12 protein-coding genes and 1 tRNA gene are annotated in these 14,531 nt (G+C 45.0%); 6 read left to right on the forward strand and 7 right to left on the reverse strand.

The genetic code is table 11. The annotated features are described in order from the left end of the window. Positions 1–2 precede the first annotated feature (2 nt). Together ybeY and LAJ61_RS09205 are read right to left on the reverse strand one after the other, a co-directional pair. On the reverse strand, positions 3–629 hold the full coding sequence (gene ybeY / locus LAJ61_RS09200; protein ID WP_224053663.1) for an rRNA maturation RNase YbeY: 627 nt from the start codon (positions 627–629) through the stop codon (positions 3–5). A 3-nt stretch (positions 630–632) separates the two neighbouring features. Continuing rightward, complete coding sequence (locus tag LAJ61_RS09205) at positions 633–1,817, reverse strand: PhoH family protein (protein ID WP_224053664.1); 1,185 nt, start codon at positions 1,815–1,817, stop codon at positions 633–635. 346 nt (positions 1,818–2,163) lie between these two features. On the opposite strand from LAJ61_RS09205, the gene LAJ61_RS09210 reads away from it, so the two are divergent. Then, positions 2,164–2,240 (forward strand) — tRNA-Met (locus tag LAJ61_RS09210). A gap of 217 nt (positions 2,241–2,457) precedes the next feature. On the opposite strand, the gene putP is transcribed toward LAJ61_RS09210, so the two are convergent. Together putP and trmB are read right to left on the reverse strand one after the other, a co-directional pair. Next, positions 2,458–3,945 (reverse strand): sodium/proline symporter PutP, encoded by a 1,488-nt coding sequence (putP, locus tag LAJ61_RS09215; RefSeq protein ID WP_224053665.1) that lies wholly within the window; start codon positions 3,943–3,945, stop codon positions 2,458–2,460. A 209-nt stretch (positions 3,946–4,154) separates the two neighbouring features. After that, on the reverse strand, positions 4,155–4,994 hold the full coding sequence (trmB, locus tag LAJ61_RS09220; protein WP_310586010.1) for a tRNA (guanosine(46)-N7)-methyltransferase TrmB: 840 nt from the start codon (positions 4,992–4,994) through the stop codon (positions 4,155–4,157). A gap of 123 nt (positions 4,995–5,117) precedes the next feature. Here trmB and LAJ61_RS09225 point away from each other — a divergent pair, with 123 nt between their 5' ends. Beyond that, positions 5,118–6,065, forward strand: coding sequence for a pilin (locus tag LAJ61_RS09225; protein ID WP_224053666.1), 948 nt, complete (start codon positions 5,118–5,120; stop codon positions 6,063–6,065). 68 nt (positions 6,066–6,133) lie between these two features. On the opposite strand, the gene htpG is transcribed toward LAJ61_RS09225, so the two are convergent. Together htpG and ispH are read right to left on the reverse strand one after the other, a co-directional pair. Continuing rightward, positions 6,134–8,104, reverse strand: a complete 1,971-nt coding sequence (htpG, locus tag LAJ61_RS09230) for a molecular chaperone HtpG (protein WP_224053667.1) — start codon at positions 8,102–8,104, stop codon at positions 6,134–6,136. Positions 8,105–8,334: 230 nt separating this feature from the next. Continuing rightward, positions 8,335–9,303, reverse strand: a complete 969-nt coding sequence (ispH, locus tag LAJ61_RS09235) for a 4-hydroxy-3-methylbut-2-enyl diphosphate reductase (protein WP_204156272.1) — start codon at positions 9,301–9,303, stop codon at positions 8,335–8,337. Between the two features lie 196 nt (positions 9,304–9,499). On the opposite strand from ispH, the gene gmk reads away from it, so the two are divergent. Then, positions 9,500–10,117, forward strand: coding sequence for a guanylate kinase (gene gmk / locus LAJ61_RS09240; RefSeq protein ID WP_224053668.1), 618 nt, complete (start codon positions 9,500–9,502; stop codon positions 10,115–10,117). A 52-nt stretch (positions 10,118–10,169) separates the two neighbouring features. Here the strand turns inward: gmk and LAJ61_RS09245 are convergent, their stop codons facing one another. Beyond that, positions 10,170–11,117, reverse strand: coding sequence for a LysR family transcriptional regulator (locus LAJ61_RS09245; RefSeq protein ID WP_224053669.1), 948 nt, complete (start codon positions 11,115–11,117; stop codon positions 10,170–10,172). A gap of 176 nt (positions 11,118–11,293) precedes the next feature. Here LAJ61_RS09245 and LAJ61_RS09250 point away from each other — a divergent pair, with 176 nt between their 5' ends. The 3 genes from LAJ61_RS09250 (at position 11,294) to LAJ61_RS09260 (ending at position 14,512) form a co-directional block, all read left to right on the forward strand. Beyond that, positions 11,294–12,532, forward strand: a complete 1,239-nt coding sequence (locus tag LAJ61_RS09250) for an acyl-CoA dehydrogenase family protein (RefSeq protein WP_224054845.1) — start codon at positions 11,294–11,296, stop codon at positions 12,530–12,532. A 139-nt stretch (positions 12,533–12,671) separates the two neighbouring features. Then, the gene (locus LAJ61_RS09255) at positions 12,672–13,739 is read left to right on the forward strand and encodes a phosphotransferase family protein (RefSeq protein ID WP_224053670.1); all 1,068 of its coding nucleotides are present in this window, start codon (positions 12,672–12,674) and stop codon (positions 13,737–13,739) included. A gap of 8 nt (positions 13,740–13,747) precedes the next feature. Then, positions 13,748–14,512: a histidine phosphatase family protein gene (locus LAJ61_RS09260; RefSeq protein WP_224053671.1), complete on the forward strand. Its 765-nt coding sequence runs from the start codon at positions 13,748–13,750 to the stop codon at positions 14,510–14,512. Positions 14,513–14,531 lie beyond the last annotated feature (19 nt).

A 14,531-nucleotide genomic window follows, 5' to 3' on the forward strand; every position in this document is an offset into this window, starting at 1 on the left:
TTTTACTCATAAGGGTTGGCAACGGATAACTTATCAAGGACAGCGATTTCAATCGCTTCCATTTCATCTTGCTCAGCTTGCCCAAGTTCATGGTCAAAACCTAGCAAATGCAGCATACCATGCACCAGCAAATGGGTCAGATGCTGCTCAATGGTCTTGCCTTGTTCAGCGGCTTGACTGACTACCACCGCATGGCAAATCACTAGTTCACCTAGCGGCAATGCCGGCAGTAATTCTAGTACAGCTTCAGGCAACTCACTGGCATAGGATAAAATATTGGTGGCGTAGTCTTTGCCACGCGCATCGAAATTGATAGCGCGAGCTTCCACAGGCTCCGTGACATAAATTTCTAATTCAACGGTTTTTTGAAAGATAACTTCACCCAGTTGACTAGGTATCTCAGTGGTGTCTTGATGAGTTTGAAAATACTGCAGAACTTGCTGCAAAATAGCGACAATCTTGTCTTGTTGGTACAAGGCTTCAAGTTCGCCAAAATTTGGCAGCGCAATTAAGTCTTCAGCAAAACTAATTATCACTTGACTCATCGGCACTTGACTAAGCGGCGCTTGCGGCAAAGCGCTTGCTAAATCACCTGTTAAATCAATTTGGGTTGGCAAAGCTGATGACATAAGCTACTCCGCGATACCGATATCAATGGGTGCGTTATCAATCGGTGCGTTATCAATCGGAGCTTTATTAATCGGGGCGTTGTTATCCGTCACCGCGATAGCCAAGCTTGCGGCTTGGGACTGTGCTTGGCTTTGTTCAAGTAGGCGCGATTGCTTTTTGGCTTCTCTAATCGCTTCTTGCGCTTCATCGTATTTATCGTAGGCTTGCACGATTTTTTGAACCAATTGATGGCGTACCACATCTTTGCTATCAAACCGCGTCACATGAATTTCTTCAATATCCGCCAAGATTTCTAGCGAATGCCGCAAGCCTGACTTGGTGCCACGAGGTAAATCCACCTGTGACATATCGCCCGTGATGACCGCACGGGAGCCAAAACCCAAACGGGTCAAGAACATTTTCATCTGCTCAGGGGTGGTGTTTTGTGCTTCATCCAAAATCACAAACGAGTTATTTAAGGTACGACCGCGCATGTAGGCGAGGGGGGCTACTTCAATGACTTGTTTTTCAATCAGTTTTGCCACTTTTTCAAACCCTAGCATTTCATATAAAGCGTCATAAAGTGGGCGTAGGTAAGGGTCAATTTTTTGGGTCAAATCCCCTGGTAAAAAGCCCAATTTTTCCCCTGCTTCTACCGCAGGGCGTACAAGCAAAATACGCTCAATCTCATTGCGCTCTAGCATATCCACCGCACAAGCCACCGCGAGATAAGTTTTACCCGTACCTGCAGGTCCTACGCCAAACGAGACATCAGAGAGTAAGATTTTTTTGACATATTGCTGTTGGTTGTAACCGCGTGGGATGATTTTTCCTTTACGGGTTCTCAAACTAATCGGGGTGAATTCCGTGCTATCGGCGCGCTCGCTACCATTTTCGCTAGCGGCATCATTTTCTAGCGCTAAATCTTGCTCACGGCTAAAACTCGTTTGCACGAGCAGGTGCAAATCTTCTGGCGAGATGACGTCGTTGCTTTGTGCTTCATCGGCAAGCTGTGCCAAGATACGCTCAGCACGCGCGACTGAATCGAGCTCACCTGAAATCACAAAATCAGTTTTGCGTTGGTGAATGTGGACTGACAGACGATGTTCAAGGTACTTAATATGGTTATTGTATTCGCCCAATAGGGTTTTGAGTTGGTGGGCTTTTAGAGATGATAAATCGACCGTTCTGCTGATGGTATCGCTCAAGAGTGCTTCCTTTTATGGGTTTTTATCGTTGTGATAAATCATAAGGTTGAGAGATTAGGAGAGTATGACAGTAACCAATATAATATTTTGGCACGTTGATACTATTATGGTAAATATATGCAAAAATTCAAGTGACGTTCACGGGTTTTTGTCATTTCAAGTGATTTTGAAGCCAACAGTCAGGCAATGCTCAGCCACGACAGGCAAAAAATTAAATTTTGAGAAAATGAAAAAAAATGTGACAAAATGCTTGACGACATAGGGTTAAATACGCATAATATGCACCCCATGACAGGCAAGAAATAGTTTCAAAATTCTGCCTAAACCCTGCAAATTTGCCAAACATGGCGATGTAGCTCAGCTGGTTAGAGCGCACGACTCATAATCGTGAGGTCAAGAGTTCAAGTCTCTTCATCGCCACCATTTGCAAATAACTTAACAGCCAGTATTTTGACAAGTCCCGTATTTTGCTAAGCCAAGCATTTTGATGTTTGGCTTTTTTGTTGTCTGTTATTTAGTTGTTTTTCATTTGACAATAAAAATGACAATAAAAATGACAATAAAAATGACAATAAAAAAAGGGCGATAGCTGTATCACCCTTTTTGTCATTTAAATGACTATTTAAATTGTTATTCAATATTAACGAGCTGCGTTATAGGCTTTATCGGCATCATCAAAACGTGCCATGACTTTATCAGATGCGGGCGTTAACAGCGACACCACGTAGATAGCAATCATGCCTAAAATAAAGCCTGGTACGATTTCATAAAGACTGCTACCGGTTAATGGTTTCCAAGCGATGACCGTCAACGCGCCTACGAGCATACCTGCCAACGCGCCTGTCCCAGTCATACGTCGCCAAAATAACGACATCAACACCACAGGACCAAACGCCGCGCCAAAACCTGCCCATGCATAAGAGACCAACCCTAACACTTTGCTGTCTGGGTTTTGGGCGATGACAATGGCAATCGCTGAAACCAAAAGCACCATGAATCGACCAATCCAAACCAACTCTTTTTGCGTGGCAGTAGGGCGAATAAACCCTTTATAAAAATCTTCTGTAATCGCGCTTGAGCATACCAATAATTGACAGCTGAGGGTGCTCATGACCGCCGCCAAAATAGCCGACAATACCACACCAACAATCCAAGGGTTAAATAACAATTGTGCCAAACCGATAAAGATACGCTCGTTGTTATCTTTTAAGATAGCAGTTTGTTCAGGATGCACTGTCATATAGGCAAGCCCAAAATAACCGACTGCCACCGCGCCTGCTAGGCATAAAATCATCCAAGTCATACCGATACGACGGGCATTATTTAGTGATTTGACCGAATTTGCCGCCATAAAACGCGCCAAAATATGTGGCTGACCGAAATAACCCAAGCCCCACGCAGCCGCACTGATGATACCGACCAATGACGTTCCAAACAGCAAGTTACCGTAGTTTTTGTTGTTTGCCTGTGCCGCCATACTGACCGCCGCATGAATTTCATCCATACCGCCTAAGTTTAAATAAACCATGATGGGTGCGAATACCAGCGCAAAAATCATCAAACTTGCTTGAATAGTATCCGTCCAGCTTACCGCCAAAAATCCTCCAATAAAGGTATAGATAATGGTGGCAAATGCGCCTAGCCACATAGCCGTGGCATAGTCAATTTCAAACAAGCTTTCAAATAGTCGCGCACCTGCGACAATGCCTGAGGCGCAATAAATCGTAAAGAAAAACAAAATAATCGCCGCTGAAGCAATTTTAACCAACTTATTGTTGGCACCAAAGCGGTGGTGAAAGTATTCAGGCAAAGTTAGCGCATTGTTATTAAACTCAGTATGCACCCGCAGTCGACCCGCCACCAAAAGCCAGTTAAAATACGCACCAATCACCAAGCCAATGGCAATCCAAGATTCACTAAGCCCCGATACATAAATCGCCCCAGGTAACCCCATCAGCAGCCATCCTGACATATCTGATGCACCTGCCGACATTGCGGTCACAAAACTGCCCAGACTACGGCCACCCAAAATATAGTCATCAAAGTTACGCGTGGCAAAATATGCCGCAAACCCGATGCCCAATACCAAAATCAAATACAACGTAAATGTAATATAAACGGGTGTCATCCCATCACTCCTAAGGTCATCCCGATTCAAGGTAATAAAACCACTAAAAATTGATAGCAGTCATAGAGGTTTTACGTGGCATCACACGCTAATCGACATCCTGATAGATACCATCTAATAACGAAAAGTCACATTGTAGAAAAATTCTGGGCATAAAAAAAGGATAATCGCTGTGATTATCCTGTTTATGGCATAAAATTGTCAACGCGCTAAACTTTGCGATACATAATATCGTAAATAGCGCGACCTTCCTCCATACCGCGTTTTTCAAATTTAGTCAGGGGGCGAAAATCGGGACGCGGCAAAAAGTTACCTATACCTTCGCTGTTTTTGCCTTCGACATTTGCAAACGCGGTTAAACCATCCATGACTTCAATCATCCAGTGGGCATAATGTTCCCAATCGGTGGCAGCATGAAATATGCCGCCTTTTTTCAGCACCCGTTCCACTACCTTCATGCGATCAGCACTGACAAAACGGCGTTTGTAATGGCGCTTTTTTTGCCAAGGGTCAGGAAAATACAACTGCAGCGTGTCAATATGCGCCGCCGGTAATTGCTGCATCAGGGCAATGGCATCGCCACTGATGAGTTTGAGGTTATTTAGACCCAATTCCCCTGCCAAAAATGCACAGTTACCCAGTCCTGCCTCATGCACTTCAATGCCGACAAAGTTGCGTGTTGGGTCATTTTTTGCCATTTCCACCAAGCTTGTGCCCATACCAAAGCCGATTTCGAGTGTCAAAGGCGCATCAGGGTTTGAAAATAGCTCACGCAAATTGGTTATGCCGCCGATATCCATCGCTTGAATTGCGTCTAAATTGGGCTGGACAAAAAAATGGGCAAAGTCTGATTGTAACCCAGCTTCTGCCTTTTTGCCCACATGGGTTTTGCGTTTCATAAAAGTTTGAATGGCGCGATAGTGCGGGGATGAATCAGGGTTTTCATCATTCGGTTGTGGGGTAGTGGAGAGATTGGGAGAAAGGTATTGGGCATCGGTGCTAGCCGAAGTGACTGTCTCAGAAGTTTGGGTATGTTGGGGTGTCATCATTTGCAAAATCGTAGTTGGTGTGATAAAGGGTGGTTGTGATAAAATTCGGCTATTATAAGTGAAAACCCCAAAAAGTGAAAACCTCAACAAGTGAAAACAACCAATGGATAATCCCTAATCGCCATGTTATTTCTTGAAAAAACATCACCGCCGCCATTTTGGCAGCCACAGCTAACTGATAAACAGCGTCTGATGTATGACAAAGCCTTTATAGGCAATCGTTCTCAGGCGTATTATCTCAAGCGTTTTGCCCAGTTTGATCAGGCAGGACGATTGACGGCAAAGTGGCATTGGGCAGGGTTTTTGATGACGTTTCCTTGGCTGTTATACCGTAAGCGATTCTTAGATAGCATTGTCTATTCGGTGGCGGGATGGTCATTTATTCAGCTTAATGTCACCATCATTTTGGTAGCAATAGAGTATTTATTGATACGCAATCTTGATGAAGCGATTCGTATGCCGCTACGTATTGGCATTGGGCTTGTGATATGGCTGTTTTGGTCGGTGATGGTGGCACGTTGGAGCGATGCTTATTATTATCGGATGGCGCGCCGTGAAATCGCCGATGCCATTGAAATGTATCCGCGGGATGAGGAAAAACAGTTGGCTCATATCCGCAGGCACGGCGGGGTAAGTTTGGTGGGTTTGGCGCTGGCTTTTGGGTTTTATGCGTTTTCTTTGTTTGTAATACAAGTGCAGTTTTTGCCGATTTATGCCAAACAAAAAGCCAATGCCACGCTGTTCGAAGTGCTTGATATCGTAGAAAGCGCACAGGGACGAGTCGATGCCATCTACAAAGCCACCGGCCAATGTCCTGTCAATACACCGCTAAGCACAGATAACCAAAAAGTGGTGTTAAAAGTGCTGACCCAAGCAGAAAGCATCCCAAAAGACAGTCATTGTATGATTCAAGCGACAGTACGAGGCGTGCCGTTTCCCAATCGCTGGCTCAATGGTCAGACGCTGACCATGTACCGTATTGGTGATAGTAAAGTCGATGGCAGTTGGGGCTGTATCACCTCACTCAATCGCAAGCAAATTCCCAAACAGTGTATGCTTGCCGAGCGCTAAAGTACAAAAGCCGAGCAAATGCCCGACTTTATTTATAAAGGGCGTAAGCATTACGCCCCTAGCCAACATCACTTCATCAACAACGCATTGACGCGTTTTAAATAAGCGGCTGGGTCTTCAAGCTGACCGCCTTCGGCAAGTAGTGCTTGGTCAAAAATCACTTGGGCGAGGTCATCGAACTGCTCCGCGCTTTCCAATTTTTGAATGAGCGGATGGTTTGGGTTGACTTCCAAAATTGGCTTGCTCTCTGGCACAGGCTGACCCATTTGTTTGAGCATTTGCATCATTTGTGGCGATAGTTCACCATCTGCAGTCACCAGCAAAGCAGGGCTATCCACCAAACGATTTGACACGCGCACATCTTTAGCCCGGCTACCCAACACGCCTTTGAGTTTTTCTACCACAGGCTTGAAGGTTTCTTCCGCTTTTTTGGCTTCTTCTTTTTCGGCTTCATCGGTCAAATCACCCAAGTCTACCGCGCCTTTAGCGATGTTTTGTAGCGGTGTGCCATCGTACTCAAACATAAAGTTCATTGCCCATTCATCAACCGGATTGGTCATCAAGATGACTTCAATGCCTTTTTTCTTAAATACTTCAAGTTGCGGACTGGCTTTGGCGGCGGCAAGGTTTTCAGCTGTTAGATAATAAATCGCCTTTTGACCGTCTTTCATACGACCTTTATAGTCGTCAAAGCTTGTTACCACATTGTCATCAGTGGTAGTGGCATAGCGCAATAATTTGGCAATTTTATCCATATTGCTTTGGTCTTCACCCAAGCCTTCTTTCAAGACGTTGCCAAATTCAGCATAAAACTGTTTATATTTTTCTTGCTTTTCGGCTTCATCGCTATTGGCTAGGCTAGCTAGCACGGTCAATATACGGCGGGCGTTACCATCGCGGATAGATTTGACATCGCGAGACTCTTGCAGGATTTCACGGCTGACATTGAGCGGTAAATCAGCGGTATCAATCACCCCTTTGACAAAACGCAAATACATCGGCAATAACTGCTCGGCATCATCCATGATAAATACACGTTTGACGTACAGTTTTAGACCGTGTTTTTGCTCACGTTGGTACAGGTCAAACGGCGCTTTTTTAGGGATATATAGCAGCTGGGTATATTGGAGACGTCCTTCGACACGGTTGTGCGTCCAAGTTAGCGGCTCATCATAGTCATAGGTAAGATTTTTATAAAATTCCTTATACTCTTCGTCTTCAATTTCTGAAGGTGAGCGCGTCCATAGGGCATTGGCTTGGTTGATGGTTTCCCATTCGTCAGTGGTTATCATTTGACCTTGGGGCATCTCACCTTTAGCAGTTTCGCCCCCTGCTTCTGCATTAGCAGTTTTTTGCGCGTCAGTGAGTTCTTCTTCTTGCCAAACTTCTTTGCGCATTTGGATTGGCAAGCTGATATGGTCAGAATATTTATTGACTAAAGATTTGATTTTTTGGCGGTCAAGGTATTCGCTGTGTTCATCGGTGATATGTAAAATCACTGTCGTGCCACGGGTAGGCTTTTCGATGGTTTCGGTGGTGAATTCACCGGTACCGTCTGAAACCCAGCGTACGCCTTGGCTGGCAGGCTCACCTGCTTTACGCGATTCCACCGTGATGGTGTCCGCTACGATAAAACCTGAATAAAAACCCACCCCAAATTGACCAATCAAGTTACCGTCTTGTTTTTGTGCATCGGATAATTTTTCTAAGAAAGCTTTGGTGCCTGATTTGGCAATAGTACCCAAATGTTCTATCGCATCGACTTCATTCATACCGATACCATTGTCAATAAAGCTGATGGTTTTGGCATCTTTATCAATATCAATGCGAATGCGTAGTTCACTGTCACCTTCATACAGTGCGTCGTTTTGATTGGCTTCAAAACGCAACTTGTCACAGGCATCAGACGCATTTGACACTAGCTCACGCACAAAGATATCCGCATTTGAATAAAGCGAGTGGGTGACTAGATGTAATAGCTGCGCGACTTCCGCTTCAAAGCTATGTTTTTTTGGCTCAGGTTTGTTTGAATCTGCCATAGTAAGTAACTCCTAAAAGTAAGAATAAAAATAATTAACCCAATTTATGATGGTTTGTTGTTATAGTTAGGGTGAATGCAAAACTATTTCAAGCAAAAGCGGCACAATTTTTTAAATAATGAAAAAATGATGCAAGCATGGTTTAAATATTCAATAATTAAATGACCAATAAAAAGCCGAGCATACTTATACTCGGCTTTACTTGCCATCTATCCGATACTATATCTCTTTTAAATCTTGGATTCACTAGGATTAGACAGTTGGGGTGAGCGTAACGCTTTGGGTAAGCTAAAGGTCACGTTTTCCAAAATACCTGATAATTCTTCAGGTTTTTCGCCGCCCCAAGATTGTAAGGTATCTAATACTTCTTGAATCAATACTTCAGGCGCGGATGCACCCGCAGTCACGCCTACCGTATCCACGCCTGCAAACCAGTCTTTTTGCATTTCGCCGGCATTATCAATCAAATGCGCTTTGGCGCCCAAGCGCTCCGCGAGTTCACGCAAGCGGTTAGAGTTGGATGAATTGGGTGAGCCCACCACTAACACCACTTGACAACGCGCCGCAAGTTCCTTGACCGCATCTTGACGGTTTTGGGTGGCATAACAAATGTCATCTTTACGCGGCGCATGGATTTTGGGGAATTTATTTTTTAGCGCATCAATCACTTCTGCGGTGTCATCCATCGATAGGGTGGTTTGGGTGACAAATGCCAAATCAGTATCAGTCGGTAAATCAAGGTTAGCAACATCCATCACATCTTCAATTAAGTGAATACGCCCACCGTATTGTGGATCGAAGCGCCCCATCGTGCCTTCTACTTCTGGATGACCGGCATGACCAATCAACACCGCATCTACGCCTGTTTTGGCAAATTTATTGACTTCGATATGGACTTTGGTAACCAGTGGGCAAGTGGCATCAAACACCGTCAAATCACGGCGTTCGGCTTCATCTTCCACGGCTTTGGAGACGCCATGCGCTGAAAAAATCACAATCGCCCCATCCGGCACTTCATCCAACTCTTCGACAAATACCGCACCGCGATTGGCAAGGTCTTCTACCACGAACTTGTTGTGTACCACTTCATGGCGCACATAAATAGGTGGTTCAAAGCGCTCAAGGCAGACATTGACGATTTCGATGGCTCTATCGACCCCAGCACAAAAACCACGGGGATTGGCGAGTAAAATTTTCATAACGCAGTTCTTCAGTCATTGATGATTCATGTGGCTAGTTTACCATGAGTTCATACACGCAAAATATGTTAAACGTAAAAAATCAGCGAATCGGTATTCAAGGGCTAAATTACGCAGAAATTGTTAGCAAAAATTGCTAAAATAGCCGATTCAAAAATGGCTACTACTTATTTAATCAAACCCCTAAGGATATGTCATGACCAAAGGCTCATTATTTATCATCACCGCAGCAAGCGGTACTGGCAAAACATCGCTGGTCAAACAGCTGATTGCAACGACCAATGACTTGGCGGTTAGTATCTCGCATTCGACTCGCAAGCCACGTCCTGGTGAGATTGATGGGCAGCATTATCATTTTGTCAGCCGCGAGATATTTGCTGATATGATTAAAAAAGGTGAATTTTTGGAGCATGCTGAAGTGTTTGAAAACTACTATGGTACCGCCCAGTCCACAGTAGAATTTATGCTGAGCAATGGCTTAGATGTCATCTTAGAAATCGACTGGCAGGGCGCGCTGCAAGTGCAAAAATTGCGTCCCGATGCCACGACCATTTTTATCCTACCGCCCGACCGCCAATCGCTGCGCCAGCGGCTTTCCAATCGCGGGCAAGACAGTCAAGAAGTGATTGAAAGACGTCTTGCTGGTTCGGTCAATGAAATGTCGCAATACGTGAATTTTGATTATGTGGTGATTAATGACAATTTCGACGTGGCATTAGCGGAGTTAAAATCAATCATCATCGCCAATCGTTTGACTCTCGCTAAACAGCAAGAGCGTCACGCTGGCCGTATTGAGCAGCTATTGTCTGAATAAATCATCAATAGCCTATAAATAATCAATAAGCGCAACAAGCTAATGAAACGAGCTAATGAAACGCACTAAAAATCTGCTGTCTTAGCCACCCATACAGCGGGTCAACCTGTTGTTGTTGGTGCCAATAGCCGTGTAACTCGATATGAGTCAACTCAATCGGCAAATCCAAAATCTGCCAGCCTTGAGCGGGTGGCAAAAATGTGGTGGCTAACTGGCGCGGTAAGGTGAGCAAGAGCTTGTCTTGTTTTAGCAATTGAAAAGCCGTGGCATAATGTTGGCAACGGATTTTACTCTGCCGCTGCCAACCTGCTTTGGACAATAAACTATCTTCAATCGACAAACCTAGCCGCCGTGATGACACAGTTATATGTTGACTGGCAAAATACTGGGCTTGGGTGAGAGTCGGTTGATTCGCCAATTCAGCGGCAAAATTTGGCGCATACAGCACCAGCACAAACTCATCTCGCAACAAGGGTTGATGCACAATCTCACTATCTACCACCCGCGCCACATCAATGGCAAAATCTAGCTGTCCAACTTTTAGTTCATGCGCAAGCGCTGAGCGATTGAGCCGGCTACTGGTGATTTGGCAATTGGGCAGGACTTGATGAATTTGGCTGACCAATTTGTTAAACACAATCAATTCAATTTCATCGTGCATGGCAATCGTCAACTTAGCAAAGCTCTGCTGCGCCAGCTCGCCAAGTTTGCTGTCGCTTAATAAATGGTTAGTTTGAAATATTTGTTCAAGATTTTCAAAGCTTTGTTTGACGGTGGGATAAAGCCGTTTGGCATACAGGGTGGGGTGCAGCTCACCTTTTTCCCGATAAAAAAGTTCGTCCCCCAATGATTGGCGCAGACGACCTAACGCATGGCTAATCGCCGATTGGCTCAAATGTAAGGCTTCTGCGGTATGGGTAAGATTTTTAAGCTCAAAAATATAAATAAATAGCCTAAGCAGATTCAAATCAAGCTGCTTTAACGGGTTTTTATGCAACATTTGGACGATACCTTACAACAATTAGAGGGCGGTTATTTGCTCAATAGTTTGGCTAAGACCTCTCAGTGGTATGAATTTTATTCATGGTATTGTACTAATTAAAATCATTTTATTCATGATAACAAATCCGTTAAGCTGATTCAATGATTGTTTTAGCCAAAAAAGGACAAGGCTCAATGGAATTCCAACTTAGCGATAAAGCAAAAGATTACATCGCCCGTACCAAAGCATTTATTCAAACCGAAATCGAACCGATTGAAGCAGAATTTTGGCAAGCGGCGCATAAGCTTAATCCGACAGGCGATTGGACGACTTGGCAATGGCCTGCCAAACTTGAAGAATTAAAAACCAAAGCCCGTGCGCAAAATTTATGGAATATGTTTTTGCCAGACGAGCAGCTCGGTCAAGGATTAAGCGTTCAAGAATACGCCCATATTGCTGAGTTGTCTGGCAGAAGTCTCATTGCCCCCCATGTGTTCAACTGTAATGCGCCCGATAGTGGCAATATGGAATTAATTTGGCGCTACGGTAACGATGCCCAAAAAGCGCAATGGTTAATGCCGTTATTGGCAGGCGAGATTCGCTCCGTGTTTGGCATGACAGAGCCTGCAGTGGCCAGTAGTGATGCCACCAATATGCAAGCCACGGCGATTGTCGAAGGCGATGAAATTGTGCTCAACGGTCGCAAATGGTGGTCATCAGGTTTGGGCGATCCAAACGCTAAACTTATTATTTTTATGGCACACACCCCAGACGAGAACAAAGATCGCCACCATCAGCATACCATGGTACTGGTACCTATAGATGCCAAAGGCGTCAAGATTGAACGCATGCTCAAAGTATTTAATGATTATGATGCACCGCATGGACATGGCGAAATACGTTTTGACAACGTGCGTGTGCCGCTTAGCAATGTCATCGGCGGGGCAGGCGAGGGATTTGCAATTGCACAAGGGCGCTTAGGACCAGGTCGCATTCATCACTGTATGCGTTGTATTGGTGCTGCAGAAAAATCGCTGGAGCTTGCCATCGATCGCGGGCTAAGCCGTAGCGCATTTGGCAAACCGCTGCTTGATTTAGGGGGCAACCGTGAACGTATCGCTGACGCCCGTGTCAAAATTGACCAAGCGCGTCTGTTAACCCTGTATGCTGCCTATAAAATGGATAAACTTGGCACCAAAGCGGCGTTAACCGAAATCTCAGCGATTAAAGTGGTCGCCCCAACGGTATTACAAGAAGTCGTCGATATGGCGATTCAGCTGCATGGGGGTATGGGTGTGAGCCAAGATACGCTGTTGCCGATGTTTTTTAACCAAGCCCGTAGCCTACGCCTTGCCGATGGACCTGACGAAGTGCATAAAGGCATGATTGCCAAACTGGAAGTGAAAAAACGCCAACAAGCGACGACCAAATAACTACCAGATAAGTAATAGCTATTTAACAAAAAAGATAGCTAGCTAACAAAAAAGACGTAATGTCAGGTTACGTCATTTTGCTATTTGACCTAGTTAAAAATACAAGTTAAAAAACAAGATAAGAAACAAGGATGAAACTATGCTTGATACTGCGAACCCAGTACGCAAAGGCGAAGAGATTGACATTCAAGCCGTCACTAACTGGCTAAAAACACAAGGTGTTGAATTAACAGGCGAACCAGAAGTCACCCAATTTTCAGGGGGCGCATCCAACTGGACATACCGCCTGAAATATGCCAACCGTGATTTGATTTTACGCCGTCCTCCCAAAGGTACCAAAGCCAAATCCGCCCATGATATGGTGCGTGAGTACAAAGTCCAAAAAGCGCTGCAATCACAATACCCACGAGTCCCCAATATGGTCGCCCTGTGTACCGATGACCGCGTGATTGGTTGTGATTTTTATGTCATGGATCGCATCGAGGGCATTATTCCCCGCGCCAATTTGCCAAAAGCGTTGACGTTAAGCGAACAGCAAGTCAGTGAGCTGTGCAGGCAGGTGGTCGATGCGTTGATTGATTTACACAAGGTCGATTACACCCAAAACCCTGATTTGGTCGCACTTGGCAAAGGCGAAGGCTACTGCGAGCGTCAAGTCATGGGTTGGGACAAGCGCTATGAGCAAGCTCGCACGCCTGATGTGCCTGATTTTGCCGATGTGCGCCAGTGGTTAAAAGCCAACACCCCAAAAGATGTCAAAACTAGCGTGATTCATAATGACTGGCGTTTTGACAATGTGATTTTAGACCCAAACAATCCAACCAACATCATTGGTGTGCTCGACTGGGAAATGGCAACGATAGGCGATCCCTTGATGGATTTGGGCTGTGCGTTAGCTTACTGGATTCAAGCCGATGACAATGCGGTGATGAAAGCTACGCGCCGTCAGCCGACCAACCTGCCAGGCATGATGACCCGTGCCGAAGTGGTCGAATATTACCTGCAAAAAACAGGCTTGAAAGTGGATAACTGGCGCTTTTACGAAGTGTTTGGGGTATTTCGCTTGGCAGCGATTGCGCAGCAGATTTATTACCGTTATTATCATCAGCAGACGGATAATCCGGCGTTCAAAGATTTTGGCGTGATTGTCAATGCCTTGCACGAGCGCTGTGTCGAACTTATCGAAAAAAATAACAATAAATCATAGGGGTTTTCATGAAACTCATCAGCCTGGTCCGTCATGGGCAAGCGTCATTTGGCGCAGACAATTATGACCAACTGTCCCCAAAAGGTGTCGCTCAGACCCAGTGGCTTGGTGATAGTTTTCGCCAGTCAGGTCGGCAAGTGCACGCGCTGATGTCAGGCAGTATGGCGCGGCAAAAGGACAGTCTCAAGCATTTTTTAAGCCATTATTATGTCACCCGTGAAGGCATTGAACTGACCGAAATCACCCACCATGTGCAAAACATAGCAAATCCCAGTTTGACCATGCCGCTATTGCTCGGTGAAGATAGCAGTTTTAATGAGTTTAATCATGAGCAAATTCTTTATAAAGCGGGATTGCCATTTGCGGATAAAGCCAGTTTTATGGCGTATTTATCCAGTCAAACACACCCTGAAATTAGCTTTACTGAGATTTTTACTCAAGCGATGAGCCGTTGGCAAAGCGGTCAGTACGACAGCGATTATGATGAAAGTTGGCAACACTTTTTGCAGCGCACTTGGAATGGTTTTGAGTGCTTGATTGCGCAAACTGGCGAGCATGAACATGCGATGGTATTTACCTCAGGTGGCGTGATTGCCAGTATCATGCAGCAAGTGATGAAACTATCGGATGTGCAAGCTTTTGATTTGAACTGGCATATCGCCAACGCCAGTGTTCACCAATTTCGCGTGAGTAACCAAGGCGTTTTTTTACAAACCTTTAATGAGTTTAGCTATTTGTATCAACAAGGCGAGCAAATGGTGACTTGGCGCTAAGGTTTAGCTTATCAATTTA

This window comes from Faucicola osloensis (genome assembly GCF_020041925.1).
Lineage (GTDB): Bacteria > Pseudomonadota > Gammaproteobacteria > Pseudomonadales > Moraxellaceae > Faucicola > Faucicola osloensis_D.

Bases quoted from the DNA above. Each gene is read 5' to 3' on its own strand.
- ybeY (WP_224053663.1), bottom strand. From the start codon at position 629: ATGTCATCAGCTTTGCCAACCCAAATTGATTTAACAGGTGATTTAGCA.
- putP (WP_224053665.1), bottom strand. From the start codon at position 3,945: ATGACACCCGTTTATATTACATTTACGTTGTATTTGATTTTGGTATTG.
- trmB (WP_310586010.1), bottom strand. From the start codon at position 4,994: ATGATGACACCCCAACATACCCAAACTTCTGAGACAGTCACTTCGGCT.
- LAJ61_RS09225 (WP_224053666.1), top strand. From the start codon at position 5,118: ATGTTATTTCTTGAAAAAACATCACCGCCGCCATTTTGGCAGCCACAG.
- htpG (WP_224053667.1), bottom strand. From the start codon at position 8,104: ATGGCAGATTCAAACAAACCTGAGCCAAAAAAACATAGCTTTGAAGCG.
- ispH (WP_204156272.1), bottom strand. From the start codon at position 9,303: ATGAAAATTTTACTCGCCAATCCCCGTGGTTTTTGTGCTGGGGTCGAT.
- gmk (WP_224053668.1), top strand. From the start codon at position 9,500: ATGACCAAAGGCTCATTATTTATCATCACCGCAGCAAGCGGTACTGGC.
- LAJ61_RS09245 (WP_224053669.1), bottom strand. From the start codon at position 11,117: ATGTTGCATAAAAACCCGTTAAAGCAGCTTGATTTGAATCTGCTTAGG.
- LAJ61_RS09250 (WP_224054845.1), top strand. From the start codon at position 11,294: ATGGAATTCCAACTTAGCGATAAAGCAAAAGATTACATCGCCCGTACC.
- LAJ61_RS09255 (WP_224053670.1), top strand. From the start codon at position 12,672: ATGCTTGATACTGCGAACCCAGTACGCAAAGGCGAAGAGATTGACATT.
- LAJ61_RS09260 (WP_224053671.1), top strand. From the start codon at position 13,748: ATGAAACTCATCAGCCTGGTCCGTCATGGGCAAGCGTCATTTGGCGCA.